Here is a 24868-nt window from a genome sequence, read left to right on the forward strand (position 1 = left end):
TGCCGTGCGTGGTGGCCGCAGGCCACCCGAACGGGAAAAAGGTGGTCTCGGGAGGAGTCGGCGAGGTTGATTCGGGCGACCGCGTGACCGGTCGCGAACGGGGGCACGGCTGGCCGGTCACGAACGAACACGACGCGAAAACGGAGAGAACGGGGACGGGACGACCTTACAGTTCGATGTCCGCGGAGTCTTCCTCGCGGTCGAAGGTGACCTCGAGGATACCGTTGTTGTAGGTGGCCGACGCGGAGTGTTCGTCGACCTCGCTGGGGAGGGTGAGCCGCTCGTGGTACTCTCGCTGGTGGCTGTCGGCGTCGATGGTGAGGACACTCCCGTCGCACTTGAGGTCGATAGCGTCCTTCTCCACGCCGGGGATGTCGGCGACGACGCGGACCTCGTCGTCGGTCTCGTGGACGTCGACGTGGAGGTCACCGCCGCCGTTCGGGCCGTCGCGGTCGATGTGCACGTCCCCTTCGGAACCCATCATCTCGTCCATCATGCGTTCGATTTCGCGGAAGAACTCGTCGAAGGGGTCGTCGTTGTCGTCCCGTCTCATCAGTACGAGGCGGTACGTCGCTCTGTCTGAAAAGCCTTCTGACGGGCTCACTCTTTGCTTCCACTTCCGGCGGTTCGACTCGACCGCGCCGCGCCGTTCGCGTGAGGACGTATATTCGGTACGGAATGCTCATAAACAATCACCTGCGAAAACAACTCCGAAAACACTTTACTCCGTAGCGCAGGTTTACTAGGCGGTATGAGCGACCCAGTTCGCGTTGGCCTCAACGGCTTCGGCCGTATCGGCCGCAACGTATTCCGAGCCTCGCTGGAGAACGACGACGTCGAAATCGTCGGTATCAACGACGTGATGGACGACGACGAGATCGACTACTTCGCCCAGTACGACACCGTGATGGGCAACCTCGAGGGTGCGAGCGTCGACGACGGCGTCCTGACCGTCGACGGCACCGACTTCGAGGCGGGCGTCTTCCACGAGACGGACCCGACGGAACTCCCGTGGGACGACCTCGACGTCGACGTCGCCTTCGAGGCGACCGGCATCTTCCGCACCAAGGAGGACGCCAGCCAGCACCTCCAAGCGGGCGCCGACAAGGTGCTCATCTCCGCGCCGCCGAAGGGCGAGGAACCCGTCAAGCAGATCGTCTACGGCGTCAACGAGGACGAGTACGACGGCGAGGACGTCGTCTCGAACGCCTCCTGTACGACCAACTCCATCACACCGGTCGCGAAGGTGCTCGACGAGGAGTTCGGCATCGAGGCAGGCCAGTTGACGACCGTCCACGCCTACACCGGCTCGCAGAACCTGATGGACGGCCCCAACAGCAAGCCGCGTCGCCGCCGCGCCGCCGCCGAGAACATCATCCCCACCTCGACCGGCGCCGCACAGGCCGCCACCGAGGTCCTGCCCGAACTGGAGGGCAAACTCGACGGGATGGCCATCCGCGTCCCGGTCCCGAACGGCTCTATCACGGAGTTCGTCGTCGACCTCGACGACGACGTCACCGAGAGCGACGTCAACGCCGCCTTCGAGGAGGCCGCCGAAGGTGAACTCGAAGGCGTGCTGGGCGTCACCAGCGAGGACGTCGTCTCCTCGGACATCCTCGGGGATCCCTACTCCACGCAGGTCGACCTCCAGTCGACGAACGTCGTCAGCGGGATGACGAAGATTCTGACGTGGTACGACAACGAGTACGGCTTCTCGAACCGGATGCTGGACGTCGCTCAGTACATCACCGAGCAGTAAGCGCCGTCTCGACTCGCAGTATCTTTTCACCGCTCCCCGGAGTGGTCTCGCCGTCGATTCACGGGTACCGGCGGCGCTGGACGCCCGTAGTGCGGTCGCCGGTCGCTCGACTCGGAAACGCCTATACACGGGGCCGGCGTTGTCTCGCCTGATGACCTTCCAGACGCTCGACGACCTCGAGGACGGCCAACGCGTCCTCGTCCGACTCGACCTCAACTCGCCGGTCGAAGACGGCGAGGTGCAGGACAACCGCCGGTTCGACCGCCACGCGGAGACCGTCCGCGAACTGGTCGACCGCGACTTCGAAGTCGCCGTGCTGGCCCATCAGGGCCGCCCCGGTCGGGACGACTTCGTCTCGCTCGAACAACACGCCGACATCCTCGAATCGCATATCGACAGCGACGTCGAGTTCGTCGGCGACACGTTCGGGCCCGACGCTATCCACGACATCGCAGCCCTCGACGGTGGCGACGTCCTCGTCCTGGAGAACACCCGGATGTGTGACGAGGAACTCCCCGAGGAGGACCCCGAGGTCAAGTCCCAGACGGAGTTCGTCCAGACGCTGAAAGGCGAGTTCGACGCCTACGTCAACGACGCCTACTCGGCGGCCCACCGCTCGCACGCCTCGCTCGTGGGCTTCCCGCTGGTGATGGACGCCTACGCCGGCCGCGTGATGGAGACAGAGTACGAGGCCAACACCGCCATCGCCGAGAAGGAGTTCGAGGGACAGGTGACGATGGTCGTCGGCGGCACCAAGGCCACCGACGTCATCGACGTGATGACCCACTTAGACGAGAAGGTCGACGACTTCCTGCTGGGCGGTATCGCCGGCGAACTGTTCCTGCGGGCGGCGGGCTACCCCGTCGGCTACGACATCGACGACGCCAACCTCTACGACGAGCAGTGGGAACAGAACAGCGAGAAGATAGAGTCGATGCTCGAGGACCACCGCGACCAGATTACGCTCGCGGTCGATTTAGCCTACGAGGACGAGGACGGCTCTCGGGCCGAACAGAGCGTCGACGACATCGAGGAGAAGACCGTCTCCTACCTCGACGTGGGGAGTGAGACGGTCATGGAGTACTCGCCGATAATCCGGGACTCCGAGGCCGTCTTCGTGAAGGGTGCACTCGGGATGTTCGAGGACGAGCGCTTCTCCGTGGGGACGGCGGGCGTCCTCGAAGCCATCGCGGACACCGACTGCTTCTCTGTGGTCGGCGGCGGCGACACCTCCCGGGCTATCGAGATGTACGGGATGTCAGAGGACGAGTTCGGCCACGTCTCTATCGCCGGCGGGGCCTACATCCGCGCGCTGACCGGTGCGGAACTGGTCGGCGTCGAGGTCCTCCAGCGCTAACGTTTCGTCATGGCGTGGCGTCGGCCGCGCCCGTCTTCGGGGTCGTAGACTGCCACCGGGCGGTTCTCACGGGGGCGGATTCGCGCGTGGCGGGCCGTCCAGTCACCGTCGTCGCGCTTTCGGGGAGCCATCGCAGACATAGCCACTGCTACGACCCTCGGTAGTAAATTCCTTGTGATTGATTGTGAAAAATACAACTCGGTCGTGAGTAAGTACTGACGACGGTCGCCCGAGTCGAAGTGTTTTCGACGCCAGCGCCCCACCTCCCGGTATGTTCACCGGCATCGTCGAGGCGACGGGCGAGGTACAGGCAGTCGTGGACGACGAGGGCGGCCGACGAGTTCGCATCGGCGCGCCGTTCGCGGGCCTCGACCACGGACAGTCGATAAGCGTCAGCGGCGCCTGTCTCACCGTCGAGAAGTTCGCCGACGGCGAGTGGTTCGAGGTGTTCCTCGCCCGCGAGACGCTCGCCCGCACGTACTTCGACGACCTCGCTGGAGGCGACGCGGTCAACCTCGAACGGGCGATGCCGGCCGACGGGCGGTTCGACGGGCACATCGTGCAGGGGCACGTCGACGCCACCGCCGAAATCACGGCTATCGAACGGGAGGGCGACGACTGGACGTTCACGTTCTCCCTCCCCGAGACACAACGGGACTACCTCGTCGAGAAGGGCTCTATCACGGTCGACGGTATCAGTCTGACCGTCGCCGCCCGCGACGACGAGTCCTTCGACGTGGCCATCATCCCGACGACGTACGACGAGACCACCCTCTCCGAGAAGTCGGTCGGCGACCCCGTGCATCTGGAGGTCGACGTCGTCGCGAAGTACGTCGAACAGCTCTGTTAGGGGTCGAACTCGGTCCGCTCTGGTTCGTACGCCGTCTCCGCTGGCCCCGCGTTGGCCGTCCGGTAGGCCTGCCGGTAGGCGTCCAGTTTCCGCAACAGGAACAGGCCGAACACGCCGTCGTACACCAGCACGAACGCGAAGAAGGCGACCAACTGGTCGACGCCGAACACCACCGAGAGGACGCCCGTCGCCACGCCCGAGAGCGAGTTGTAGGTGGCGTGGATGACCGTCGCGATGAGCAACCCCTTCAGGACGATGGGGCCGGCGTCCTCGGGGTTGAACTTCGCGAGTCCGAGGTAGTAGCCCGCGAACGCGGAGTAGATGACGTGGCCGGGACCGGCCAGCGCCCGCACCGCCGCGATGTCGCTCCCGGCGTCGAACGCCGCCAGCGTCCCGGTGACGACGTCGGTGTTCTGGACGATGTACAGCGCGTTCTCGATGGTGGCGAAGCCGAGCCCCGCCGCCGCGCCGTACACCGCGCCGTCGATGACCGCGTCGAACCGGTCGTCGCGATAGGGGTACAGTCGGACGGCGAGCAGTTTCACGCTCTCCTCGACGGGGCCGACGACGAGGAAGAAGAAGAACAGCGTCCCGGCCGGCTGGAACAGGCCGAACCCGGAGCCGATGGCCTGCACCGGGCCGCCCAACACGACGTTCAGCAACCCGGCGAACCCGGCGAACAGCACCCCCAGCAGGAAGGTACCGACCAGCAGCGTCAGCGGTTCGGCGGTGGTCACGTCGGCGTACCAGATGTAGGCCGCGAGCAGCAACGCCGGCACGGCCGAGAGCGCGGCCAGTCCGGCGAACAGTGGCTGGACGCCCAGCGCGCCCAGACTGCCGAAGGCGACCTGTAACACCAGGATGGCGACGGCGACGAGGATGACCAGTCCCCGGAGCGCCCACAGTCCGGCGTGATAGAGCCAGTGTGCGAACCGGTCCAACCGTGAGCGGACCTCCCAGTCGGCTATCTCGTAGAGGTCCGTCGACCGGTCGGCGTTCGACGCGACCGGGTCCCGCCGTCGCTTGTCCATGCACTGGTGGTGGGGAGCGCGCCACCTAACGGTTTGGCTCGCGGTAGCTGCTCGGAACGTGGCCGCGACGAGTCTCCGTCGAGACGAGAGTGTTTTGACGGTGCCCAGCCTACCACGTGACATGAGTCTACGGGCAGGCGTCCTCGCCGTGCAGGGCGACGTGTCGGAGCACGCCGCGGCCATCGAGCGTGCGGCGGCGGCCCACGGGGAGACGGCGGACGTCGTCGAGATACGCGAATCGGGCTTGGTTCCAGACTGCGACGTCCTCCTGATGCCGGGCGGGGAGTCGACGACCATCTCGCGGCTCATCGAACGCGAGGGCATCGACAGCGAAATCACGGCCCACGTCGAGGCCGGGAAGCCGGTGCTGGCGACGTGTGCGGGCCTCATCGTCGCCGCCAGCGACGCCCACGACGACCGCGTGGACACGCTGAACGTGCTGGACGTGACCGTCGAGCGCAACGCCTTCGGCCGGCAGAAGGACAGTTTCGAGGCACCGCTCGACGTCGACGGACTGGCGTCGCCGTTCCCGGCCGTGTTCATCCGCGCGCCGGTCATCGACTACGTCGCCGACAGCGTCGAGGTGCTGGCCTCGTGGGACGGCCGCCCCGTCGCGGTCCGTGACGGCCCCGTCGTCGGCACCTCCTTCCACCCCGAACTGACCGAGGACCCGCGCATCCACGACCTCGCGTTCTTCGACAGCGTGGAGTCGTAGGGGTTCGACGGCCTGAAGGCACACCCCGCCGATTCCCGGCGTATGGACGACGCCGACGACGTCATCGACGACCTGTTCGCGGTCATCGAGGACCGCAAGGAGCACCTCCCCGAGGACTCCTACACGGCCTCGCTGTTCACCCACGAGAAGGGCGAGAACGCCGTCCTGGAGAAACTCGGCGAGGAGACGACGGAACTGATTCTGGCCGCGAAAGACGACGACCACGAGGAACTGGCCCACGAGTCGGCCGACATCGTCTACCACCTGCTGGTGTTGCTGGCGATGAAGGACATGGACCTCGAGGACTTGCGGGCCGAACTGGCGGAGCGGCGGTAGCGAGCGCGCGGGCGGAGCGGGGGTCTCGAAGCGCGAACGGGGAACGACGTGAACCGTGAGCGGTAGCGACGTCGCCTATCGAGGCCGTGTGAGGTAGACCATTTAAGACCGTCCCACCCTCGATACGAGGCATGGACGCCGGCCGCTCCCCTATCGAACTACTCTGTGTGGACGACGACACGGAGGCGCTCGACGCCCTCGCCACGGGGCTGGACCGTGCCGAGGGCGACTTCGCGGTCACGACGGCGACGGGAGCGGCCGACGCACTGGACAAGTTCGACCACGCGGCGTTCGACTGTATCGTCAGCGAGGCCGCCATGGCCGACATCGACGGCCTCGCCTTCCTGCAGGCGGTTCGAGCCGAGCATCCGGACTTCCCGTTCGTCCTCTTCACCGCACAGGGTAGCGAGTCGCTGGCGAGCGACGCCATCGCCGCCGGCGTCTCCGAGTACATGCAGCGAGACGGCGACGACGGTCGGTATCGACTGCTCGCTCGCCGCGTGCGTACCGTCGTCGAACGACACCGAGCGACGCGGGCGGCCGCCGAGACCAAGGCCAGCACCGAGATACTGTTGGACGCCGCGCCCGACGCGATTCTCGCCACCGTCGACGGGCGCGTCGTGTACGCCAACCCCGCCGCCGCCGACTTCTTCGAGGTCGGGGAGCGTGACGCCCTCGTCGGCCGGCCGGTCGACGACGTCGTCACTGGCGGGAGCGACGTGTTCGAGGCGGAGCGGGCGGCCGGACAGACGGCCCACGCCGTCGAGACGACGGTCCGGCGTGGCGACGGGTCGACGGTCATCGCGACGGTGACCGCCTGTACCGTCACGTGGGACGGGGCGGCGGCCGTCGTCGGTATCTTCCAGCACACGACCGAGTCGGACACTCGCGAACGCCGTCTCGAAGCCCTCCACGAGGCGACGCGGGAGTTCATGGGCTGTGAACGACGGGACACGGTGGCCGGCATCGGCGTCACGGCGGCCTCCGAGATACTCGGTCTCGACGCGAACGCGGTCCATCTGGTCGACGACGACGGACACCTCGAACCGGTCGCCGCGACCGCGGCGTTGCGCGATCTCGTCGGCGACCTCGGGTCGTTCACCGGCGACGACAGTATCGCGTGGCGCGTCTACGAGAGCGGCGAGATGACGGCGCTCTCCGACGTTCGGGACGACCCCGACGTTCACAACCCCGACACGCCGATTCGGAGCGAACTGTACCTGCCACTGGGCGACCACGGAATCCTCATCGCCGCGTCCACCGTCGCCGACGCGTTCGACGAACAGGACGTGGCGCTCGGACAGGTCCTCGCCGCCAACATGGAGGCGGCGCTGGACGCGGTGGTCCGCGACGACGAGTTGCGCGAACGCGAACGGGAACTGGCGGCCCAGAACGACCGTCTGGAGCGGTTTGCCAGCGTGGTGAGCCACGACCTCCGGAACCCGCTCAACGTCGCGTCCGGGCGCCTCGAACTGGTCCGCGAGGAGTGTGACAGCGAGCATCTGGACGCTATCGACCGGTCGCTCCGCCGGATGGAGGCGCTCATCGAGGACCTGCTGATGGTCGCGAAGACGGGTGAGGGGGTCTCCGACCTCGAACCCGTCGACGTCGGCGCTGTCGTCGAGGAGTGCTGGGCGACCGTGGAGACGGGGGCGGCGACGCTGGTGGTGGAGACGGACGCGCGGATTCTGGCCGACGTGACGCGGTTCAAACAGCTACTGGAGAACCTCGTCCGGAACGCCGTAGAGCACAGCTCTGCGACCGGTTCGGCCCAGTCCGACGACGACGCCGGAGGTAGTGGAGCCGTGACCGTCACCGTCGGCGACTGTCCCGGCGGGTTCTACGTCGCCGACGACGGGCCCGGCATCCCCGAGGCCGACCGGGAGAAAGTGTTCGAGAGCGGCTACTCGACGCGGACCGACGGCACCGGGTTCGGGCTGGCAATCGTCGAACAGATAGCCGGGGCACACGGCTGGGACGTGCGGGTCACCGAGAGCGCCGACGGCGGCGCCAGATTCGAGATTACCGGCGTGGAGACTGCCGACACGTGAGACGGGCGCTATCTGCCGCCCGGGTCTTTCGACGTTCGAAACGAGCGTGACACTTTTTGCAGTTCCAGTTCGCTCACACGTCGTATGAGTACGTCGACAGTTCGAGGTACGGTCGCGGGGATGGGGCAACGGGCGAACCCGGCGTTCGCCGGCGGGGTGGTCGCCGTCGCGGTGGCGGCGCTGACCTACGCGACGACGACGGCGTCGGTCCAGCACCACACGTACGTCCACGTGATGGCCGGCGTCCTCTGGACGGGGACGGACATCTTCATCGGCGCTATCCTCGGTCCGGTCGTCGGGAGTCTCGACGAGCAACAGAGCGCCGCGGTCTTCGAGAAGTTGACGCCGAAGACCGCCTTCTTCCTCCCGTCGATGGCGTTTCTCACCATCGCGTCGGGCCTCGCGCTGGCGCTCCGACTGGGCGTCTTCACGAACCCGGACCCGTGGCTCGCCCTGTTCACGGCGGCGAACCTGATTCCGGTGTTGCTCTTGCTGGGGTGGCGGCTGAACGCGTGGTCGGACTGGCGCTGGCGCCTCCCCTTCGCCGTCGCCACCGTCGGGTCGCTCGCGTGGGTCGCGACGACCGTCGGCCAGTTCCGGATGACCGAACCCGCAATCGCCGTCGCACTCGTCCTCGTGACGGTTCTCTCGGTGCAGGGCTTCGGCTTCCTGATGCCGGGCGAAATCCGCATCTACAGGGAGATGACCTCGGCCGCCCCCGACGCCGGCATCATCTCGGCCATCGGGCGACAGAACGCCATGCTCGGCGGCGTGCAGGGACTCGTCCAACTGCTGCTTATCGCGGACATGGTGTACCTCCGGTACGGCGGGTTCTGACCCGCTACGCCTCGACCGGTTCGAAGCGGTGCCGGACGACGTCGCTGTCGTCGTCCCACTCGAACTCGTCGTGGACGCGGTTCAGGCGTTCCCGGTAGGACTCGAGGTCGTCCGACCCCTCTCGCCGGGCGTCCTCGTCGGTCACGTCACCGAGCGTCCGGTGGGTCACGTCCGTCACCTCGAAGCGCTGGCCGTCTATCTCGAAGGTGTCGCCCTCATCGGCGTACTGGTGGCCGCGGTGCATCTGTGTCACCCGACCCGCGGCGGCCATCTGCTGGACGTGCTCGTTGGGCAGTATCTCGCCGGCGTCGATGTGTGCCATACCGGGCCTCGGGACGCCACGGAGAAAAACGTGTGCCGCCGACCGTCGGAGCGCGGCCGTCGAGTCCGGGCACGACGACACCTCAGGCGTCGTCGCCGAACTCGCCGCGGGACGTGAGCGCGCTGTCGAGTTGCGAACTGAACGGGAAACTCTCGGCGGTCCGTCGGGCCACGACGGAGAGACGGACGACGTAGGAACTCAACACCAGAAACGGGGCGAACCCGGCGGTCAGGACGGCCGGCACGAGCACCTCGAGCGTCCCGTGTGACACCGACGGCGGCGTCCCGGGCGTCGTGTAGAACAGCGTCACCAGCACCGCCGCAATCTGGGCCGGCAACCCGACGTAGAGGAGGTACCGCGACAGCTCGGCCACTTCCGACTCGATGAACGTCGTCTTGAACAGCCGTGTCGCGACGACCATGTGCTCCAGCGTCTCCGTCAACCGGGTGAGCGGTTCGCTGACCGCGTCGGTGTACTCGTCGTCGTACTCCGTCTGGAGGTACCACGTCCGGTGGACGTAGTTCTCGTAGTCCGTCGTCAGCGTGACGAACAGGGCGTGTTTCAGCCCACTCGACGGTTGTCTCAGGAGGGCGACCACGTAGTCGATGTGGGCCGCCAGTCCCTCGACGAGGTCCTCGAGTTCCTCGCGCGTCCGCTTCGTCCGCGTCTCGTCGGTCACGTCGCTGAGCGAATCGAGGTCCTCGCGGGCGTTTCGGTAGAGTTGCAACAGGAAGGCGTCGGGTTTCACCGGCATGAGGTGCTGACCACTCGTCTCGCCGACGTCCCGACGGTAGGCGACGGTCTCGTCTATCTCCGCCCGAATCTCGCCCGGTGATTCGAGCCGTCGCCCGAGGACGAACTGGCTGAGCGACGTGACGATGGCGATGAGCGTGAAGTTGCCGGCGATGAGTGCGAACAGGAGGAACAGAACCGGCGTGTCCGACCGTAACGGCACGAGACTGGAGTTCACGACCGCCGTGACCGTGGTCACCAACACACCGAGCTGGAGGGCGCTGACGAGGCGGCGGTCGCCGGTCAGCAGGAGCCACTCGAGGGCGTCGTCCCTGAACAACCGTGCCTCGAACCGGAGCCACGAGACGCGGTCTGTCATACGGGCGGCCGCGCCCCCTCACTGACGCGTGTCCATCCGAACGCGAGCATGCGCTCCAATCTCTCGGCGCCGGGGGTAATATGCCATGGGGTGACGCCGCGTGGCGAGTGGACGCGTTTTTACGCACCGACCGTCTACAGCGCCGTAATGAGCCATCCTTTCGAGAATCTACCGACGACACCGACCGCCGAGGAGGTCATCGACAAGGCCTTCTCGCGGGCGACGCGTGCCGGCGGCGCCAAAGAGGGCGTCGAGGCCCAGCAGTCCATGCTGATGACGGCCTCGAACATCGTCTCGGACAACCTCCAGAACGTCGCCCAGTCGTGGCCGACCATCGACGACTTGGACCCCTTCTACGTGGAACTGGCCGACGCCATCGTCGGCGACGCCTACCCCGCCGACGACGACCCGGGTATCGACGCCCTGAAACAGCACCTCTCGGAGGTGTCGTGGGCCGGCCGGAAGGCCAAGGAGATTCGCCAGGAGTACGAGGGGCGTCTCGTCCGTGGCGACAAGGACACCGCCCGGAAACTCCGCAAGCAGGCGTTCGCCCGCATGGCCGACGTCGTCGAGGAGGTCGAGGACGACCTCGCGGCCGTCTCGAAAGCCCGCGACGCGCTGAAAGGTATCCCGGACATCCGCCCGGACGAACCGACCGTCGTCGTCGCGGGCTACCCCAACGTCGGCAAGTCCTCGTTCGTCAACCGGGTGACCCGGGCCGACAACGAGATAGCCTCCTACCCCTTCACGACGACACAGATTCGCGTCGGTCACTTCGAGGACCAGCGCATCCGCTACCAGCTCGTCGACACGCCGGGCCTGCTCGACCGGCCGCCGGAGGAGCGCAACGAAATCGAGTCACAGGCCGTCAGTGCGCTGGAACACGTCGCCGACGCCGTCCTCGTCCTCGTCGACCCCAGCGAGGAGTGTGGCTACCCCCTCGACCAGCAACTCGACCTCCGGGACGACATCGAGGCACGCTTCGACGCGCCGGTGTTGACAATCGCCAACAAGAGCGACCGCTCCACCGACGTCGAGGCCGACCACTACATGAGCGTCACCGAGAACGACAACGTCGACGCCGTGTTGCAGGCGGCTATCGACGCCGTCGGCTACGAGATAGAGTTGCCGTTCGACGACGAGTAATCGGAGACCCGCCGTTCTCGCGTCAGTTCAACTCGTAGGTCACCTGCACCGTCGCGTCGACGGTGACGGGACCGGGCGAGATGGTCGTGCTACCGCCGGCGTCGGCCGCGAACGCGGTCTCGGCCCGGACGACGTACCGACCGCTGTCGCTCGTCTGGATGGTGGCGACGCCGTCGACGCTCCGGCCTTCGGCGGCGGCGACCGTCTCGGCGTCGGCACGGGCACGCTCCATCGCCGTCGTCAGGGCGTCCTCACGCGCGTCCTGCCGGGTCGCCTCGCTCAGTTCGTAGCGGATGCCGTCCACCCGGTCGGCGCCCGCGTCGACGGCCGCGTCGACGAGGGTCCCGACCGAGTCCACGTCGCCGGTCTCGGCCTCGACGGTGTGGACGGCGACGTAACCGACCTGCTCGCGACCTTTCTCGGTGCGTTCGTACTCGGGGTGGATGCTGAACCGCGAGGACGTGACGTTCGCGCCCGCGTCTTCGAGGGCTTGCTGGACGGCGGCGGCGTCACCGGTCAGGTTGTCCCGGGCGGCCGCGGCCGTCTCACCGCGACCGACGGCGGCGACGGTGACCGTCGCCCGGTCGGGCGCCCGTTCGACCGTCGCGTCGGCGCTGACGCTGACTGTCGCGTTCTCTGCTGTCGGCGTCCCGCCGCTGTCTGCGAGTGCGAAGCCGGCACCGCCGGCCAGGAGGACTGCGACGACGCCTGCGATTGCGAGTGGTTTGGAGACCATACCCGGGTGGACGCTACCCGAGATATTTAGCACGTCGAACGCTCAAACCTCGTTTTGAGCGTCACGAGGCCGTCTCGACGACGACGTAGTGGACCGACGTCTCGACGTCTCGGCCGGCGGCCGCGTCGACGATTTCGTCCAGTTCCGCGGCCAGCCCGGGTGGGTCGGTGCCCGGCGGGATACCGACGGTGATGACGACCCGGCGCGGTTGCTGGAAGATGACCGTGTTCGTCTGTTCGACGTCGACGGCGAGGACGCGGGCCGGCGACTCGACGGCCCCTTCGACCCGGTCGTGAATCTCCGCGTCGGTCGTCGCCCGCTGGAACGAGTCCAGCGTGACGCCGCCCAGAAACGCCGACAACACGAGGATCGACGCCACGAGGACGCCGATTCGCTTGACCGTCGCCGACCGGGCGTTGCCCTCCCGGAACCAGTGTTCCGGTCGGTACCCCTGATACCAGAGGCCGACGAGGACGGCGAGGTTGATAGAGAGGACGTTCACGAGCAAGAGGACGCCGGACCCGAGGCTGACCAGCGGTTCGCCCCACGCGATGCCGATGCCCACCGTCGCCGCCGGCGGGATGAGCGCGACGGCTATCATCACGCCCACCAGCGCCGTCGAGACGCCCGACGTGAGGCTGATGACGCCGGCCGCCCCCGCCCCGAGCGCCACGACCAGCGAGAGGAAGTCGGGCGCGACTCGCTCGCGTATCTGCTCGACGGACGTGACGTCCGCGAGGGGCGGGATGACGTTGGCCGTCCGGACGAACACGGCGAAGGCGGTGGCGCTGACGACGGCCAACAGCAGGCCGAACGCCTGCAGTTTGACCCCGCGCACGAACAGTTCGTGGTCGTCGACGACGGTGCCGACGTTGGCGGTCATCGCGGGCCCGATGAGCGGCGCGATGACCATCGACCCGACGACGACGGCCGGCGAGTCCAGTAGGAGGCCGGCGGTGGCGATGACCGCGCTGATGACGGTCATGATGGCGTAGGTCGGGAGCGACGGGGCGAGGTCGTTGGCCTTCGAGGTCAGTTCCTCGCGGGCGATGCGGTCCTCGTCTTCCTCCTCGGCGAAGCGGTCTTCGAGCGCCTCGAACTGGCGGGAGATGACCGTGTTGGCGTCGACGACGACGGTGTAGGCGTCGTCGTCGATACCCACCTCGCGCAGGGACTCGAGGACGGGTTCCAGTGCGTTCGTCGGTAGCGGGAACGAGACGACGGCGGCGATGTCGCGGTTGCTCGTCTCGTCGCTGACGACGTAGTCGATGCCCTCGTCGTCTAGGACGCCGAGTGCCGCCTCGCGCTTGCCCGTCGGGACCGAGAGATGTACCAACCGCACGGCTACCGCTGGGACGCGACCGGACAAAAACCCGGGTGATGACCGGTTCCGCGACCCGCCCTCCGCCGCGGCCGGAAACTGACGCGCTTTTCCCCCTCGGCGCTGTATCGGGGGTATGTTCGAGTCACGCCCGGACCGCGACGCCGAAGTGGTGCTCGTCGGCCGGTCGAACGTCGGCAAGTCGACGCTGATGCGGGAGGTGACCGGTCACACCTTCGACACCGGCCAGCGCCCGGGTGTCACCCGGAGCCCCAACCACTACGACTGGACCGGCCCCGACTTCATGATAACCGACCTCCCCGGGTTCGGGTTCATGAAGGGCGTCCCCGAGGAGGTTCGCGAGGAGATAAAGACGGACGTGGTCCGGTACGTGGAGGCCAACGCCGAGAAGATTCTGGTCGGCATCCTCGTCGTCGACGGCAAGTCGGTCGTCGACATAATCGACCGTCACTCCGGCCCCGACGAGATTCCCCACGACGTCGAGATGTTCCACTTCCTCCGGGAGGTGGGCGTCGAACCCGTCGTCGCCGTCAACAAGATGGACAAGGTCGACGACGAGGACGAACGGCTGAACGACCTCTGTGACCGTCTCGGCCTGTACCCGCCGTGGAAGCAGTGGCAAGAGACCATCGCCCCCATCTCCGCGAAGCGGGGCGACATCGACGCCCTGAACGAGGCGGTCCGCCACCACCTCCACGAGGCCAAGCGCGACGATTTGTTCCAGTTCTTCTGACCGCCCCGCTCTGTCCCGAACCGGAGCGTGATTCGCCGTGGCGCGTCGCGTGCAACGGCGCCCGGTGCCGGCCTTCCGGTGCCCGGTAACCGCCGATACTCTCGCGGGTGTGGTGCCTCCGGGTAGGGTCCGCGGCGACGGCGAACCGGAACACACGGGACCGACCGCGACCACACACCACCGGCCGGTTCGGAGAGGGTATTTGCCGCCGTGGCCGCTCAAACGTCAACCTAAATATAAAAGTAACTGGGGGATGTTGCAGTTTCCATGACGTCTGGACACCTCTCGATCTCCTGTGCCTGTGTGGCCGTCCACGAGGCGGAGTACAGCGGCGATAGTGAGCGGCCGCCGTCGGTCGCGGTCGTCGAGGCCGTCGCGGCCGCGGAAGGCGTCGAACCGACCGAACTCCGCTCGCTCTCGGCGGACATCGACCTCGAGGCGGTCGACGCCCTCTTCGAGAACGACGACACGACGGGGCAGGCCCACGTCCTCAGCTATACGGTCGCCGGGTGGAACGTGTTCGTCCGCGGCGACGGGGCCATCCGGGTGTGTGACCCCACACAGACCGGCGAACCGACGCCGACCTTCGAGCAGGCCTGCTGTGACTGACGCGGCCCGGTGTCTCTCGGCCGACGGCGCGGCCACTGTCGGTACTCGTGGGCTAGCTACCACAGAACCGTTCCGGGGTCGGGAGATTAGGCGACGTTGAAGCCTTTGTCGCGGAGGAAGTCCTCGACGCGACCGGTGTGGTTGCCCTGGAGCTCGATTTGGCCGTCTTCGACGGTCCCGCCGCAGGCGAACTTGCTCTTCAAGTCCGAGGACAGCGAGTCCATGTCGACGTCTTTCGGGTCGAACCCCTCGATTATCGTTACCTCCTTACCGTAGCGGCGCTCGTCGATGCGGATGTTTATCTCCTGAGACTCCTTAGCGACGTCCTCGCAGACGCAGAGCTCCTCAGGCAGCCCGCACGTCGAGCAGACTTCCGACATTACATCGGGCCGTACGAAACCTTCGTATTAAACACTGTCGGGGGAAAGCGGAGCTTACCGGTTCGAGACGACGCTGTCGGCGATTTCGACGGCCTCGTCGGCTGCTACTTCCGAGACAGTCCCACCGTACCGGAGCCGTTCGCGGAGCGTCGCGAGGTGACGGACGTCCGCGTCGGCGTCGACGGCGTCGAGATAGGTCCGGACCGTCTCGCCGGCTTCTCGGGGACGGTGCTCGTCCTGCAGGACGTACATCGCTCGCTGGAACGCCCGCTCGACGTCCGTCTCCGGGTCGGTCCGACGCTGGTGGCGGAGCCATATCGCCCGGGAGACGCGCTCGGTGACGCCCGCCCTGCGGAGGCCGGCCGCCGTCCCGAGCAGTGCGACCAGTCCCAGCGCCGTCTCCTCGCGCGAGGGGAGGTCGGGGACGGTCAAGCCCGACGAGCCCTCGCCGCCGCTGTCGCCCTGTGGGCCACCGAACGGCGTCGTCGTCTCGTTCGTGGTGTTGGTCGGCTCGGGCGTCTCCGTCGTCGTGGTCTCGTTGTCCTCGGTCAGTGGCGGCGGGGTGGGCGTCTCCGTCTGGGTGAACTCGGAGCCGTTGCCCGTCTCTCCCGTGTCGACCGACTCTACGCCGTCGCCGCGGGCCTCTTCGATGCGGGCCTGTTCGGCCGCCTCCCGCGGGTCGCTTGGCGTCGGGTCGAACTGGACCCAGCCGTGACCGGGGAAGAAGGCCTCGACCCACGCGTGAGAGTCGAGGCCGCGGACCACCCAGCGGTTCTCGTCGACCTGTTCCCCCGGCGTGTAGCCGACGGCCATCCGCGCGGGGACGCCCTGCGTGCGCAGCATCGTCACCATCGTCGTCGCGAAGTAGACGCAGTAGCCCCGGTCCATCGCGTGGAGGAACCGGTCGGCGACGTTCCGCTCCGGTCGCTCGACCTCCAGCGAGTACTCGCGGTTGTTCTGGAGCCATCGCTCGACGACGAGCGCCGTCTCGTAGGGGTTCTGCGCGTTCTGGGTCAGCGTCGCCGTCGTCTCGCCGACCCGGTCGGGCGTGCTCTCGGGCAGTTGCAGGTAGCGGCGGGTCACCACGTCGGGGTACTCCGTCCCGGCCTCGCGCAACTGCCGCGGCGTCGCGACAGGCACTTCGCTCACGACCTGATAGCTGTCGCCGGCGGCGACGTCACCGACCGGCTGGAACCCCTCGTGCGTCGTCAGTTCGACCGCCGGGTCGCCGTTGTACCGCACCGGCTTCCAGGCGGCGGGGACGGTGCCGATGTCCGACTCCGCCTCGAAGGACTGCCGGACCGTCCGGCTGTCGCCCGGTGGCCCGGCGAGACGGGTCCCGTCGTACGGACTGTCGTTCCCCGTCCGGACCCACCCGTCGCCGGTGTAGCGGTCGTAGGCCGCGACCCGCCAGTAGCGCGCCTCCTCGCTCTCGACGGTGTAGCGCACCGTCGGCGACAGCGTGATGTCCCCCTGTACCGTCATCGACTCGTCGGCGTCGACGATGCTCCCCTCGACGGTCGGTTGCTCCTCGTCGGCGAACGAGAGCGACGTCCCCGCCACCGACGGCAGTCGCGAGAGTATCGCCGGCAGGACGATTATCGCCGCCAACTGTTCGAGCACGCCGCGCCGACCCGAGTCGATGCCCTCGTCGTCGGTGCTCGTGCCCGGGCCGGCGGCGTTCCTCTCCGCCGTGCGTCTCTCACCGTCGTCCAGCGTGTCGAGCGTCCCGAACCCGATGGTCGCGAACGCACCGACGACGCCGAGCAACGTCGTCACCACGCCGGCGTCCGTCGTCAGGACGAAGAAGCCCAGCGCCGTCCCGGCCGCGAGCGTCGCCGTGACGTACCACCGGCGGAGCGCGAAGTACGTCGTGAGGAACACCGGGGCGGGCGCGAAGGAGATGACCCACAGGCGGACGTTGGCTATCTGGAGCAGTCGTCGACCGCTCAACAGCGCCAGGGTGTCACGCAGGAGCGCGGACACCGCCGGGTCCGTCGAGAGGTTCGTCACGTACCACACGAGGCCGGCACCGAACAGGACCGCACCCACCGCTATCGCGAGTATCGGGCGCAGCACTCGTGCGAGGACGGCCGCCGCGGCCAGCGACACGACGGTCACGACGAGGAACACCGTCGGCGACCCGACCACGTCGATGAGGTGGTACATCGTCCGGAGCGGCGCGCCGAGGACGAGTGCGACCGACAGCAGCGCCAGCAGTCGCGTCTCGCCCCACGGTAGCCGTCCGCGGACGCGGGCGAGGACGCTCACGACCCCACCTCCCCGGCGAGGGGGTTGTCGTGGCTCACGGTCACGTCCTCGAAGGCCCGCTGTCTGTCCTCGACAGTGACCGTGACGCCGTCGGCGTCGGCGGTCACCAGCACGTCCGCGTCGCCGCTCCGGCCGGTCGTCCCGGCGCCGGTGCGTGCGAGCGTCTCCAGCAGGCGGACCCGGTGGGTGTCGCCGTAGCCCGTGTCGACGCTCCCGTCGGGCGTCACCAGTTCGACGGCGAGGCCGCTCTCCAGAGCGCCCATCGCCACCGTCGCGGCGGCGGCGGCCATCTCGTCGGCGTGTCCCTCCTCGGCCTCCGCGACGACGACGAGGCCGCGGTCGCTGTTCCGGTCGGCGAACTCCTTGACGAGCAAGTCGTCGCGCTTCGCGCTCGACTTCCAGTGGACGTCCCGCAGTGAGTCGCCGGGGACGTACTCGCGGAGGCGGTCGAACGCCTGCCGGTCCTCGGCGTCGGGAGTGAGCGTCCGGACGAACGCCTCCGGCCCGCCCAGTCGGTAGACCCGCGGGTAGACGAGTACGTCGTCGGTCACGTCGACGGTAGTCGAGGCGGTGACGAGGCCCAGCGAGTCGGTCACCCTGACGTCGACCGGGCCGAGGCGGTGCTCGCCGCGTCGGTCGTAGGTCACGTCGTACCTGACCGTGGCCGGCAGCGAGCGAGCGGTCGTCGTCGTCCCGTCGATGCCGTCCGGGAGGCGGTCGGTGATGCGGGCGACGCCGCTCCCGTCGACCGTCAGTTCGACGCTTCGTCTCTCGCCCGGAAACCCACGGCGCGGTGGCTGGCGCTCGACGGTCGGCGTGCCGGCCCAGTACACCTGTCCGGCGGCGGCGACGACGGCGACGAACAGGGGACCGGCGACCGCACCGAGCGCCTGCTGGCCGAACTGCGCGCCGACGGCGACGGCGGCGCCGGCGACCAGCAGGACACCGACGCCGCGACGTGTCGGGCGCATCTTACTCGACGTCGACGGTGTTCAGGGCCGCGGTGACGAGGTCCGCGGCCGTCTGCTCGCTGCTGTCGGTCCGAATCCGGTGGGGGAGGACCACGGGCGCTTCCTGCTGGACGTCGTCGGGGACGACGTACTCGCGGTTGTTCAGCACCGCCCGGGCCTGTGCGGCCCGCAACAGCGAGATGCTCCCGCGCGGGCTGACGCCCAACTCGGCGTGCTCGCGGGTGTAACGGGCGAGGCGCGTCGCGTAGGCCCGAATCGGCTCCTCGACGGACACGTCGGCGACGGTGTCCCGGGCCGCTTGCAGGTCGCTCAGCGTCGCGACCGGTTTCAGTTCCTCTATCGGGTGGTGGCCGACGACCTCGCCGAGCATCGCCGTCTCCTCGCCCTCGTCGGGGTAGCCCAGATGGAGTTTCGTCATGAACCGGTCGAGTTCGGCCATCGGCAGGTCGTAGGCCTTGTTCTGCTCGACGGTGTTCTGGGTGGCGATGACGGTGAACGGTTGCGGGACGCTGTGGGTCGTCCCGTCGACGGAGACCTGTCCCTCCTCCATGGCTTCGAGTAGTGCCGACTGGGTCTTCGGCGGCGCGCGGTTGATCTCGTCGCCCAGCACGACGTTGCCGAAGATGGGGCCGCGGCGGAACTCGAACTCCTGGGTCTTCTGGTTGAACACGTTGACGCCGGTGACGTCCGTCGGGAGCAGGTCGGGGGTGAACTGGACGCGCTTGAACTCGCCGTCGAACGACGCGGCGACGGACCGCGCGAGCATCGTCTTGCCGACGCCGGGGACGTCCTCTAGCAGGATGTGGCCACGGCCCAGCATCGCCGTCACGATGTGCTCGATCTCGTCGTGGTGGCCGACGATGACCTCCTCGACGTTCTCGATTACCTGTGTCGCGACGCCGGTCGCGTCGCGGAGCGCACTGTCCGACTGTTGGCCGCGTGTAGTGTCCGTATCTGTCATGAGTGGAGGGTCCGCACGGTGGTGGAGACCACAGGGCATCCTGCGTTGGTGCGACGCCGAGTAAGTGCTTTGTCCCCGTGCCCGTCACCACGGTGCGAAGTTCCAGTTGCCCGTACTTTGGGGCGAGAGCACGTAACTCTGCTGGATGCGCACCTATGACACACGACCGTATCAGGCCCGGTCCCACTCCTTGCAATCTACGCAGACGAGGGAACCGTCCTGTTGCCAACGACGTTCCACGACCTCGCCACACGACGCACACTGCGTGCCCTCGTCGGACCACGCGTAGGTGGTCGTCGCCGGCGTCGGGTCGCCTTCGGACGCCGTCGCCGTCTCGGTGTCGGCGTCCTCGCTCGCAGCCTCCTTGTCGACAGCCGTCGCGTCGCTGGCGTCGCTCGCGTCGGTGTCGCCCGCGTCGTCGTCTCCGTCGTCTCCGCTGCCGACGAACTGGTCCAGCGAGGCGTCTTCTCCCATGGCGCTCACTGGGGCCGGGAGCGTCAAATAGCTGTGTGGCTCGGTCGCCGCGAACGGAAGCACAAAGTGGGCCGACTGCTAAGCGGCGCGTATGCAAGGGCTACTCACACAGCTTATCCAGAGTATCGTCGAGATGCCGGTTCGGTTCGCCGACGTCGCACTGGCCGACCCGCTGTCGGCTATCCTCATCCTGTTCGGGACGCTGTTCGTCGGTGCCGCCTCCGTCGTCTTCGGCTACCTGACGCTGGGCGCGGCGCTCTCGCTCGTCATGCGTCCGGGGAGCGGCGGTCGGTCACCGCCGCCCCGAGAAGCGAGATAGCCCGTTCGACGTCGGGACCGAGCGGCGAGGCGAAGACGACGCTGTCGGCGTGTTCTCGCAGTGCTTCGGTGCGTTCGGCGACGTCCTCGGGCGTGCCGGTGATACAGAACGCCTCCAGCATCGACTCCGTGACCAGCCCGAACGCCGTCTCGAACTCACCGGCCGAGATGGCGTCACCGACGTCGCTGGCCACGTCGTGGTCGATGCCGTGGCGGTCTAACACCGGCGGTGGCGACCCGGCCGCGACGAACGCGACCGGTGGCCGGGCGGCCTCGCGGGCCGCGTCGGCGTCCTCGGCGACCGAGACGCTGGCGTAGGCCGCGAGGTCGAACTCGGTGTCGGCGACGCGGTCCTCGGCCATCTCCTCGACCTGTTCGCGGGCCCACGCGAGGTCCTTCGGGTGCGCGCCGTTGTACAGTGCGCCGTCGGCGTGTTTGGCGGCCATCCGCGTCATGTGTGGCCCCTGCGCGCCGACGTAGACCGGAATCTCGCCGACCTCGTAGTTCAGGCCCGCGTCGTCGGCCGTGAAGGTGCCGTCGTGGTCGACGCGTTCGCCGTCCCAGAGGCGCTGGGCGACCTTGAACGTCTCCAGCACGCGCCGGAGGGCGTCGTCGTGGTCGAACCCGAGGTTGCGGATGGTGGACTTGTCGCCGGGGCCGACGCCGAAGACGGCGCGGCCGTCGCTCGTCTCCGCGAGCGTCGCCGTCCGCGAGGCCAGCGTCACTGGGTGGGTCTCGTAGGGGTTGGCGATGCCGGGCCCGAGCAGAATCTCGTCGGTTTGGCTGGCCATCGCTCCCAGCGACATGAACTGGTCGCGGTTGTTGTAGTGGTGGCTGGCGAAGACGGCGTCGAAGCCCGCCTCTTCGGCCTGCACGGCGAAGTCGGATAGCTGTGCGACTGGGTGTTCCGGAGTGAGTTCAATCCCGTACATGAGACCATTCCCTGAGTGCCTGCCGGACGACGTCTTTCTCCGGCGAGCGGTAGAGGTCGTCGCTCCCGCCGTGGTCGCCGAACTCGAAGCCCCGAATCAGAGCGACCGGGGTGCCGCCGTCGCCCTCGCCGGTGACGAGGTTGCCCGCGGCGGCGAGTTCGTCGACGACGGCCTGCACGGTGACGCCGAGTTCGCGCCCGTCCCTGTCGTGTTCGCCGCGCCAGTCGCGGGCGGCGTGGATGCCCGCCCACCCCAGCGCGACGCCGCGCTGTCCGAGACGGAACGGCCGGCCCGAGGTGTCCGTGACGACGACCGCCACGTCGGCCCCGGTTCGCTCGCGGACGCCCGCCCGAATCCGCTCGGCGCAGTCCGTCGGATCCTCGGGGAGCAACAGCAGGTCGGCGTCTGGCACGTTCGAGCGGTCGATGCCCGCGTTGACCGTGATGTGGCCGAAGTGCGTCACCGCGAGGATGAACGGCGCGTCGAGGATGATCTCCTCGCTCTCCTCGATGACCGCCTGCGCGAAACGCGGGTCTTTCTCCTCGCCGGCGACGGCCGCGATGCGGTCGGCGATGTCCCGGGCCCGGTCGCTCGCCTCGAAGTCGTCGAGGTCGGCCTGTCGGCCCGCCGCCTTCGAGACGATGGTACTGGCCACGCAGAGCACGTCGCCGTCCTGCAGGTCCGCACACTCGGCGACGAGTTCGGCCACGTCGTCGCCGGGGCGCACCTCGGGCAGTCCCTCGACCGCGGAGACGTCCATACTGCTCCTGTGGGTTCCGCGGGAAAAAGGACGCCGTTAGTAGCAAGCCCGTCCGACGGTGGCAATCGCTGCCGGTAGCGTCCGTGGGGTTTTGTCGCCCGGGCTCCGAACGACGCCATGGACGCCCGTCTGGCCGCGTTCCTCCTCCTCCACGCGATGGGGTCGACCGCCGGCCTCCTGTTCGTCTTTCACCTCGTCCGGACGCTCTCCGGGGCGGTTCCCGCGTGGCCGGTCCGTCGGGACTACGCGCTCGGTGGCCTGTTCGTCGTCGTCGGCCTCGGCCTGCGGTTCCTGCTGGTGCCGACGGCCGTGACGCCCGGTGTGCTGGCGTCGCTCCCGGCCGCCCTGCTCCGCCCGGTCGGTACCGTCCTCGCCGCCGTCGGGACCGTGGGCTGTCTCTGGGCGCTGTGGCGTCTCGTCGGTGGGCCACGCCGCGACCCGACGACGCAGTCGTGAGAACCCGGACGGCTACTGCTCGTGGAGCGTCACGTCGAGGTCGCCGTCGGCGACGGTGGCGGTCATCATCGTCGCTCGGTCCGCCGGCGACGCGCCCGTCGCGCTCCCGGGGTTCAACAGGCGCACGCCGCCGTGGGTCGTGTCCAGCACCTCGTGGGTGTGGCCCGCGACGCCGACGGCGTCCGGCCCTGCCGCCTCCCGAACGATGCCGGCCACCCGGTCCTCGTAGCCGCGGCGCGACCCGGTGCCGTGCGTGACGACGAACGTGACCCCGCCGAGTTCGACCGTCGCCACGTCGGGCAGGCCGATTCTGGGGTCCATGTTCCCGCCGACGGCGGTGAGGCGCGGCGCCGCCGCTCTGACGTTCGACAGCGCGCCCTCGCTGTCGAAGTCGCCGGCGTGGACGACGTGGTCGGCGGCCTCGATGCGCTCGCGGAACGCGTCGGGTATCGCCGTCGCTCGTGACGGGATGTGCGTGTCGCTGACGAGTGCGACGTCCATGGAACCCGCTTCGACGGCCCCCGTGAAAACGGTTGGCCGGCCTACTCGGCCGTCTCGGCCGTCGGGACGAGGTCTGCGAGGTCTTCGAGGCGCTCGACGAGGCCGGCGATACCCTCGTTGATGGCGGCGACCCGCTGGCCGATGTCGTCGGCCGGAACCGCCCCCTGCGGTGTCGGGTCGACGAGTTCGTCGTCTTCCAGCATCCGCAGCGAGTACCGCACCTTGTGCTCGGGGATGCCGGTCTCCTCCGAGAGACGAACGATACCTATCGGCCCCTGTTCGATGACGACTTCCAGAATCGCGAGGTCCCTGCTCTCCTTCTCTACCTGATTGGCGAGTCGCTCTATGCCCATTGAGAATCGTACCTACGGTTACGCGCGGCAGTATATAAACGCTCCAGTTGTGGTCGCGTCACCGGCCGCGTGGCGGGCTGCCCGCTCTCCGGTCGCGCTCTCGCTATCGCTCCACGGGTCACTCCGTTCCCCGTTCCGCCGAGGGTCCTCGCTCCGCTCAGACCCTCGCTACTGCTCGCGGTTCACTCCGTTCACCGCTCGCGTTCGAGGTGGGCCGCTCGATTCACTCGCGCCCCACCCTACTCCTCTACGGGCGTCCGACGCAACTCGTCCAGTTGGTCTCTGAGCTTCGACAGCTCCGTCTCCAGTTCCTCGCGCCGGTCGATGAGCGTGCTCAACTCCTCCGTGTTCACCGAGTAGTCGTTCTCTAACGCGACGTCCAGGCCGTCGGTCGTCGCCGACGCGAGGTCCGTCGCCACCCGCAACACCTCGCTCGGGGTGCCGCGTGACTCGTACAACTGCTGGTCGCCCGAGAGCGGACTGTACGTTATCATCGGCGACTCGACGGTGTGGTGGTACGTGACGGTGTAGCTGGTGTCCGTCACCGGGTTCAGACGGTCCTCCGCTCGCTCCGTGCGCACGATGTTGAACGGTTCGGCCAGCGTCGGGTACGTCTCCGCGAGGTCACGCAGGCGGTCGGCGGCGGTCACGTCCAGTTGGGCCTCCACGTCGCCGAAGAACTGCCGGGAGTTGGTGAGGCTGAAGGCGACGGTGTAGAACACGGACTCGTCGCTGTCGGCGAGGTTGCGGAGGCGCTCACGCACCTCCCCGTGGCGGCCCTCGATGGTCAACTTCTCCAGTTCCTCCAGTAGCGCCCGCACGCCCTCCTCGCGTTCGAGGAACGCCTCGACGATGGCGCCGGGCATCTCCTCGCCGTCGACGTCGTCCATGCCCCCTGTTGGTACGGCGCCACTAAACAGTCTGTCGACGGCTGTCGCGGGACAAAGCCTATGCCCGATTGGCGTCAGTCTCCGTACGTCCGCCCCCACGGCGGGCCTATGACAGGGAGAGGGGGGACACCCCCTCACGTGCCGCAGTTCTCGGCCCGGTCGTTTGGTTATACCGCCGCTAATCTGGGGTGTCGACGACGAGCGACGGTCTTGAGCACACGGCACGACGAGACGCCTCGCTGGAGAGTTGAGTGAGAGAGAAGACGCCCGGAGCCGGATTTGAACCACCTGAACTTCGTTCGCTCCGCTCACTCGTTCCGTGCTTCAAATCCCTTTCAGCGTTTCACCCACTCACTGTGACGAGCACACACTACGCGATGGTCGTCGGAGTTGTTCGCGGTAGAAGACGCCCGGAGCGGGATTTGAACCCGCGTCACGACCGTGACAGGGTCGTATGATGGGCCACTACACCATCCGGGCACGCTGCCTCGCTGCATTCATTCGTATCCCGGTGGTAGTATTAAGACTTTCCAAAGGAAGGCGCCCTGTTATGGGTACTCGTGACGGGACCCAAACTTCTATATTCGGTCTGGTCGAACTGGCTGGTACGAGAGGCCATCCCACGGCCGCCTGTGTGTGGGCGCTGTGGGCTCCAGTAGCTACAGC

29 protein-coding genes and 1 tRNA gene are annotated in these 24868 nt (G+C 67.9%); 12 read left to right on the forward strand and 18 right to left on the reverse strand.

The features are described from left to right. Positions 1–166 precede the first annotated feature (166 nt). Positions 167–553, reverse strand: a complete 387-nt coding sequence (locus tag EGH21_RS07985) for an Hsp20/alpha crystallin family protein (RefSeq protein WP_220617934.1) — start codon at positions 551–553, stop codon at positions 167–169. Between the two features lie 198 nt (positions 554–751). Here EGH21_RS07985 and gap point away from each other — a divergent pair, with 198 nt between their 5' ends. After that, the gene (gene gap, locus EGH21_RS07990) at positions 752–1759 is read left to right on the forward strand and encodes a type I glyceraldehyde-3-phosphate dehydrogenase (RefSeq protein ID WP_220617935.1); all 1008 of its coding nucleotides are present in this window, start codon (positions 752–754) and stop codon (positions 1757–1759) included. Positions 1760–1910: 151 nt separating this feature from the next. Further along, positions 1911–3116: a phosphoglycerate kinase gene (locus EGH21_RS07995; protein ID WP_220617936.1), complete on the forward strand. Its 1206-nt coding sequence runs from the start codon at positions 1911–1913 to the stop codon at positions 3114–3116. On the opposite strand, the gene EGH21_RS08000 is transcribed toward EGH21_RS07995, so the two are convergent. Then, positions 3113–3256 (reverse strand): hypothetical protein, encoded by a 144-nt coding sequence (locus EGH21_RS08000; RefSeq protein WP_220617937.1) that lies wholly within the window; start codon positions 3254–3256, stop codon positions 3113–3115. The two genes, EGH21_RS07995 and EGH21_RS08000, sit on opposite strands and share 4 nt — an antisense overlap. A 131-nt stretch (positions 3257–3387) precedes the next feature. Here EGH21_RS08000 and EGH21_RS08005 point away from each other — a divergent pair, with 131 nt between their 5' ends. Beyond that, entirely contained in the window at positions 3388–3966 is a 579-nt protein-coding gene (locus EGH21_RS08005) for a riboflavin synthase (protein ID WP_220617938.1), read from the forward strand. On the opposite strand, the gene EGH21_RS08010 is transcribed toward EGH21_RS08005, so the two are convergent. Then, entirely contained in the window at positions 3963–4997 is a 1035-nt protein-coding gene (locus tag EGH21_RS08010; RefSeq protein ID WP_220617939.1) for a PrsW family intramembrane metalloprotease, read from the reverse strand. The genes EGH21_RS08005 and EGH21_RS08010 overlap by 4 nt on opposite strands. A gap of 121 nt (positions 4998–5118) precedes the next feature. On the opposite strand from EGH21_RS08010, the gene pdxT reads away from it, so the two are divergent. From pdxT to EGH21_RS08030, 4 genes are all read left to right on the forward strand, one after another. Next, on the forward strand, positions 5119–5712 hold the full coding sequence (gene pdxT, locus EGH21_RS08015) for a pyridoxal 5'-phosphate synthase glutaminase subunit PdxT (protein WP_220617940.1): 594 nt from the start codon (positions 5119–5121) through the stop codon (positions 5710–5712). A gap of 42 nt (positions 5713–5754) precedes the next feature. Further along, complete coding sequence (gene hisE / locus EGH21_RS08020) at positions 5755–6048, forward strand: phosphoribosyl-ATP diphosphatase (RefSeq protein WP_220617941.1); 294 nt, start codon at positions 5755–5757, stop codon at positions 6046–6048. A gap of 131 nt (positions 6049–6179) precedes the next feature. Further along, positions 6180–8099 (forward strand): ATP-binding protein, encoded by a 1920-nt coding sequence (locus EGH21_RS08025; RefSeq protein WP_220617942.1) that lies wholly within the window; start codon positions 6180–6182, stop codon positions 8097–8099. A gap of 120 nt (positions 8100–8219) precedes the next feature. Beyond that, positions 8220–8936, forward strand: coding sequence for a hypothetical protein (locus EGH21_RS08030; protein WP_425433299.1), 717 nt, complete (start codon positions 8220–8222; stop codon positions 8934–8936). A 4-nt stretch (positions 8937–8940) separates the two neighbouring features. On the opposite strand, the gene EGH21_RS08035 is transcribed toward EGH21_RS08030, so the two are convergent. Next, positions 8941–9258 carry an ASCH domain-containing protein gene (locus tag EGH21_RS08035; protein WP_220617944.1) on the reverse strand — a complete coding sequence of 106 codons (318 nt, stop codon included), beginning with the start codon at positions 9256–9258 and terminating at the stop codon, positions 8941–8943. 82 nt (positions 9259–9340) lie between these two features. Further along, positions 9341–10369 (reverse strand): DUF7972 family membrane protein, encoded by a 1029-nt coding sequence (locus tag EGH21_RS08040; RefSeq protein WP_220617945.1) that lies wholly within the window; start codon positions 10367–10369, stop codon positions 9341–9343. 147 nt (positions 10370–10516) lie between these two features. Here EGH21_RS08040 and EGH21_RS08045 point away from each other — a divergent pair, with 147 nt between their 5' ends. Next, positions 10517–11515 carry an NOG1 family protein gene (locus EGH21_RS08045; protein WP_220617946.1) on the forward strand — a complete coding sequence of 333 codons (999 nt, stop codon included), beginning with the start codon at positions 10517–10519 and terminating at the stop codon, positions 11513–11515. A 22-nt stretch (positions 11516–11537) separates the two neighbouring features. Here the strand turns inward: EGH21_RS08045 and EGH21_RS08050 are convergent, their stop codons facing one another. Both EGH21_RS08050 and EGH21_RS08055 read right to left on the reverse strand, forming a co-directional pair. Continuing rightward, positions 11538–12251: an SIMPL domain-containing protein gene (locus EGH21_RS08050; RefSeq protein WP_220617947.1), complete on the reverse strand. Its 714-nt coding sequence runs from the start codon at positions 12249–12251 to the stop codon at positions 11538–11540. Between the two features lie 61 nt (positions 12252–12312). Continuing rightward, a complete protein-coding gene (locus EGH21_RS08055; protein ID WP_220617948.1) occupies positions 12313–13593 on the reverse strand; it encodes a TIGR00341 family protein in 1281 nt (426 codons plus the stop codon). A 115-nt stretch (positions 13594–13708) separates the two neighbouring features. Here EGH21_RS08055 and engB point away from each other — a divergent pair, with 115 nt between their 5' ends. Next, complete coding sequence (engB, locus tag EGH21_RS08060) at positions 13709–14326, forward strand: GTP-binding protein EngB (RefSeq protein WP_220617949.1); 618 nt, start codon at positions 13709–13711, stop codon at positions 14324–14326. Between the two features lie 267 nt (positions 14327–14593). Further along, positions 14594–14935: a HalOD1 output domain-containing protein gene (locus tag EGH21_RS08065; protein ID WP_220617950.1), complete on the forward strand. Its 342-nt coding sequence runs from the start codon at positions 14594–14596 to the stop codon at positions 14933–14935. A gap of 86 nt (positions 14936–15021) precedes the next feature. On the opposite strand, the gene yciH is transcribed toward EGH21_RS08065, so the two are convergent. The 5 genes from yciH to EGH21_RS08090 all read right to left on the reverse strand — a co-directional run bounded on the left by yciH (position 15022) and on the right by EGH21_RS08090 (position 19992). After that, positions 15022–15315 (reverse strand): stress response translation initiation inhibitor YciH, encoded by a 294-nt coding sequence (gene yciH / locus EGH21_RS08070; protein WP_004516073.1) that lies wholly within the window; start codon positions 15313–15315, stop codon positions 15022–15024. 54 nt (positions 15316–15369) lie between these two features. After that, on the reverse strand, positions 15370–17586 hold the full coding sequence (locus EGH21_RS08075; RefSeq protein WP_425433298.1) for a transglutaminase TgpA family protein: 2217 nt from the start codon (positions 17584–17586) through the stop codon (positions 15370–15372). Then, on the reverse strand, positions 17583–18557 hold the full coding sequence (locus EGH21_RS08080; RefSeq protein ID WP_220617951.1) for a DUF58 domain-containing protein: 975 nt from the start codon (positions 18555–18557) through the stop codon (positions 17583–17585). Before EGH21_RS08080 ends, EGH21_RS08075 begins: the two co-directional genes overlap by 4 nt. Position 18558: 1 nt before the next feature. After that, the gene (locus EGH21_RS08085; RefSeq protein ID WP_220617952.1) at positions 18559–19518 is read right to left on the reverse strand and encodes an AAA family ATPase; all 960 of its coding nucleotides are present in this window, start codon (positions 19516–19518) and stop codon (positions 18559–18561) included. Positions 19519–19689: 171 nt separating this feature from the next. Further along, positions 19690–19992: a DUF7573 domain-containing protein gene (locus EGH21_RS08090; protein WP_220617953.1), complete on the reverse strand. Its 303-nt coding sequence runs from the start codon at positions 19990–19992 to the stop codon at positions 19690–19692. A gap of 91 nt (positions 19993–20083) precedes the next feature. On the opposite strand from EGH21_RS08090, the gene EGH21_RS08095 reads away from it, so the two are divergent. Next, the gene (locus EGH21_RS08095; RefSeq protein ID WP_220617954.1) at positions 20084–20311 is read left to right on the forward strand and encodes a DUF8024 family protein; all 228 of its coding nucleotides are present in this window, start codon (positions 20084–20086) and stop codon (positions 20309–20311) included. Here EGH21_RS08095 and EGH21_RS08100 read toward each other — a convergent pair. Together EGH21_RS08100 and EGH21_RS08105 are read right to left on the reverse strand one after the other, a co-directional pair. Next, positions 20259–21242, reverse strand: a complete 984-nt coding sequence (locus EGH21_RS08100; protein WP_220617955.1) for a 5,10-methylenetetrahydromethanopterin reductase — start codon at positions 21240–21242, stop codon at positions 20259–20261. The two genes, EGH21_RS08095 and EGH21_RS08100, sit on opposite strands and share 53 nt — an antisense overlap. Further along, positions 21229–22002 carry a coenzyme F420-0:L-glutamate ligase gene (locus EGH21_RS08105; protein WP_220617956.1) on the reverse strand — a complete coding sequence of 258 codons (774 nt, stop codon included), beginning with the start codon at positions 22000–22002 and terminating at the stop codon, positions 21229–21231. Before EGH21_RS08105 ends, EGH21_RS08100 begins: the two co-directional genes overlap by 14 nt. A gap of 117 nt (positions 22003–22119) precedes the next feature. Between EGH21_RS08105 and EGH21_RS08110 the strand changes: the two genes are divergently transcribed. Beyond that, positions 22120–22458, forward strand: a complete 339-nt coding sequence (locus EGH21_RS08110) for a hypothetical protein (RefSeq protein WP_220617957.1) — start codon at positions 22120–22122, stop codon at positions 22456–22458. 12 nt (positions 22459–22470) lie between these two features. On the opposite strand, the gene EGH21_RS08115 is transcribed toward EGH21_RS08110, so the two are convergent. The 4 genes from EGH21_RS08115 to EGH21_RS08130 all read right to left on the reverse strand — a co-directional run bounded on the left by EGH21_RS08115 (position 22471) and on the right by EGH21_RS08130 (position 24682). Beyond that, positions 22471–22959, reverse strand: a complete 489-nt coding sequence (locus tag EGH21_RS08115; RefSeq protein ID WP_220617958.1) for a metallophosphoesterase family protein — start codon at positions 22957–22959, stop codon at positions 22471–22473. Between the two features lie 41 nt (positions 22960–23000). Next, complete coding sequence (locus EGH21_RS08120) at positions 23001–23312, reverse strand: winged helix-turn-helix transcriptional regulator (protein WP_220617959.1); 312 nt, start codon at positions 23310–23312, stop codon at positions 23001–23003. A gap of 239 nt (positions 23313–23551) precedes the next feature. Beyond that, a complete protein-coding gene (locus tag EGH21_RS08125) occupies positions 23552–24202 on the reverse strand; it encodes a hypothetical protein (protein WP_220617960.1) in 651 nt (216 codons plus the stop codon). A gap of 407 nt (positions 24203–24609) precedes the next feature. Further along, a tRNA-Asp gene (locus EGH21_RS08130) sits at positions 24610–24682 on the reverse strand. Between the last annotated feature and the right edge of the window lie 186 nt (positions 24683–24868).

This window comes from Haloarcula rubra, from assembly GCF_019599465.1.
Taxonomy (GTDB): Archaea; Halobacteriota; Halobacteria; order Halobacteriales; family Haloarculaceae; genus Haloarcula; species Haloarcula rubra.

Coding starts and splice junctions, on each gene's coding strand:
- pdxT (WP_220617940.1), top strand. CDS start 5,119: ATGAGTCTACGGGCAGGCGTCCTCGCCGTGCAGGGCGACGTGTCGGAG.
- EGH21_RS08040 (WP_220617945.1), bottom strand. CDS start 10,369: ATGACAGACCGCGTCTCGTGGCTCCGGTTCGAGGCACGGTTGTTCAGG.
- EGH21_RS08035 (WP_220617944.1), bottom strand. CDS start 9,258: ATGGCACACATCGACGCCGGCGAGATACTGCCCAACGAGCACGTCCAG.
- gap (WP_220617935.1), top strand. CDS start 752: ATGAGCGACCCAGTTCGCGTTGGCCTCAACGGCTTCGGCCGTATCGGC.
- EGH21_RS08120 (WP_220617959.1), bottom strand. CDS start 23,312: ATGGGCATAGAGCGACTCGCCAATCAGGTAGAGAAGGAGAGCAGGGAC.
- EGH21_RS08050 (WP_220617947.1), bottom strand. CDS start 12,251: ATGGTCTCCAAACCACTCGCAATCGCAGGCGTCGTCGCAGTCCTCCTG.
- yciH (WP_004516073.1), bottom strand. CDS start 15,315: ATGTCGGAAGTCTGCTCGACGTGCGGGCTGCCTGAGGAGCTCTGCGTC.
- EGH21_RS08025 (WP_220617942.1), top strand. CDS start 6,180: ATGGACGCCGGCCGCTCCCCTATCGAACTACTCTGTGTGGACGACGAC.
- EGH21_RS08085 (WP_220617952.1), bottom strand. CDS start 19,518: ATGACAGATACGGACACTACACGCGGCCAACAGTCGGACAGTGCGCTC.
- EGH21_RS08115 (WP_220617958.1), bottom strand. CDS start 22,959: ATGGACGTCGCACTCGTCAGCGACACGCACATCCCGTCACGAGCGACG.
- EGH21_RS08000 (WP_220617937.1), bottom strand. CDS start 3,256: ATGTCTGCGATGGCTCCCCGAAAGCGCGACGACGGTGACTGGACGGCC.
- hisE (WP_220617941.1), top strand. CDS start 5,755: ATGGACGACGCCGACGACGTCATCGACGACCTGTTCGCGGTCATCGAG.
- EGH21_RS08125 (WP_220617960.1), bottom strand. CDS start 24,202: ATGGACGACGTCGACGGCGAGGAGATGCCCGGCGCCATCGTCGAGGCG.
- EGH21_RS08090 (WP_220617953.1), bottom strand. CDS start 19,992: ATGGGAGAAGACGCCTCGCTGGACCAGTTCGTCGGCAGCGGAGACGAC.
- EGH21_RS08105 (WP_220617956.1), bottom strand. CDS start 22,002: ATGGACGTCTCCGCGGTCGAGGGACTGCCCGAGGTGCGCCCCGGCGAC.
- EGH21_RS08005 (WP_220617938.1), top strand. CDS start 3,388: ATGTTCACCGGCATCGTCGAGGCGACGGGCGAGGTACAGGCAGTCGTG.
- EGH21_RS08065 (WP_220617950.1), top strand. CDS start 14,594: ATGACGTCTGGACACCTCTCGATCTCCTGTGCCTGTGTGGCCGTCCAC.
- EGH21_RS07995 (WP_220617936.1), top strand. CDS start 1,911: ATGACCTTCCAGACGCTCGACGACCTCGAGGACGGCCAACGCGTCCTC.
- EGH21_RS08030 (WP_425433299.1), top strand. CDS start 8,220: ATGGGGCAACGGGCGAACCCGGCGTTCGCCGGCGGGGTGGTCGCCGTC.
- engB (WP_220617949.1), top strand. CDS start 13,709: ATGTTCGAGTCACGCCCGGACCGCGACGCCGAAGTGGTGCTCGTCGGC.
- EGH21_RS08080 (WP_220617951.1), bottom strand. CDS start 18,557: ATGCGCCCGACACGTCGCGGCGTCGGTGTCCTGCTGGTCGCCGGCGCC.
- EGH21_RS07985 (WP_220617934.1), bottom strand. CDS start 553: ATGAGACGGGACGACAACGACGACCCCTTCGACGAGTTCTTCCGCGAA.
- EGH21_RS08095 (WP_220617954.1), top strand. CDS start 20,084: ATGCAAGGGCTACTCACACAGCTTATCCAGAGTATCGTCGAGATGCCG.
- EGH21_RS08110 (WP_220617957.1), top strand. CDS start 22,120: ATGGACGCCCGTCTGGCCGCGTTCCTCCTCCTCCACGCGATGGGGTCG.
- EGH21_RS08045 (WP_220617946.1), top strand. CDS start 10,517: ATGAGCCATCCTTTCGAGAATCTACCGACGACACCGACCGCCGAGGAG.
- EGH21_RS08100 (WP_220617955.1), bottom strand. CDS start 21,242: ATGTACGGGATTGAACTCACTCCGGAACACCCAGTCGCACAGCTATCC.
- EGH21_RS08010 (WP_220617939.1), bottom strand. CDS start 4,997: ATGGACAAGCGACGGCGGGACCCGGTCGCGTCGAACGCCGACCGGTCG.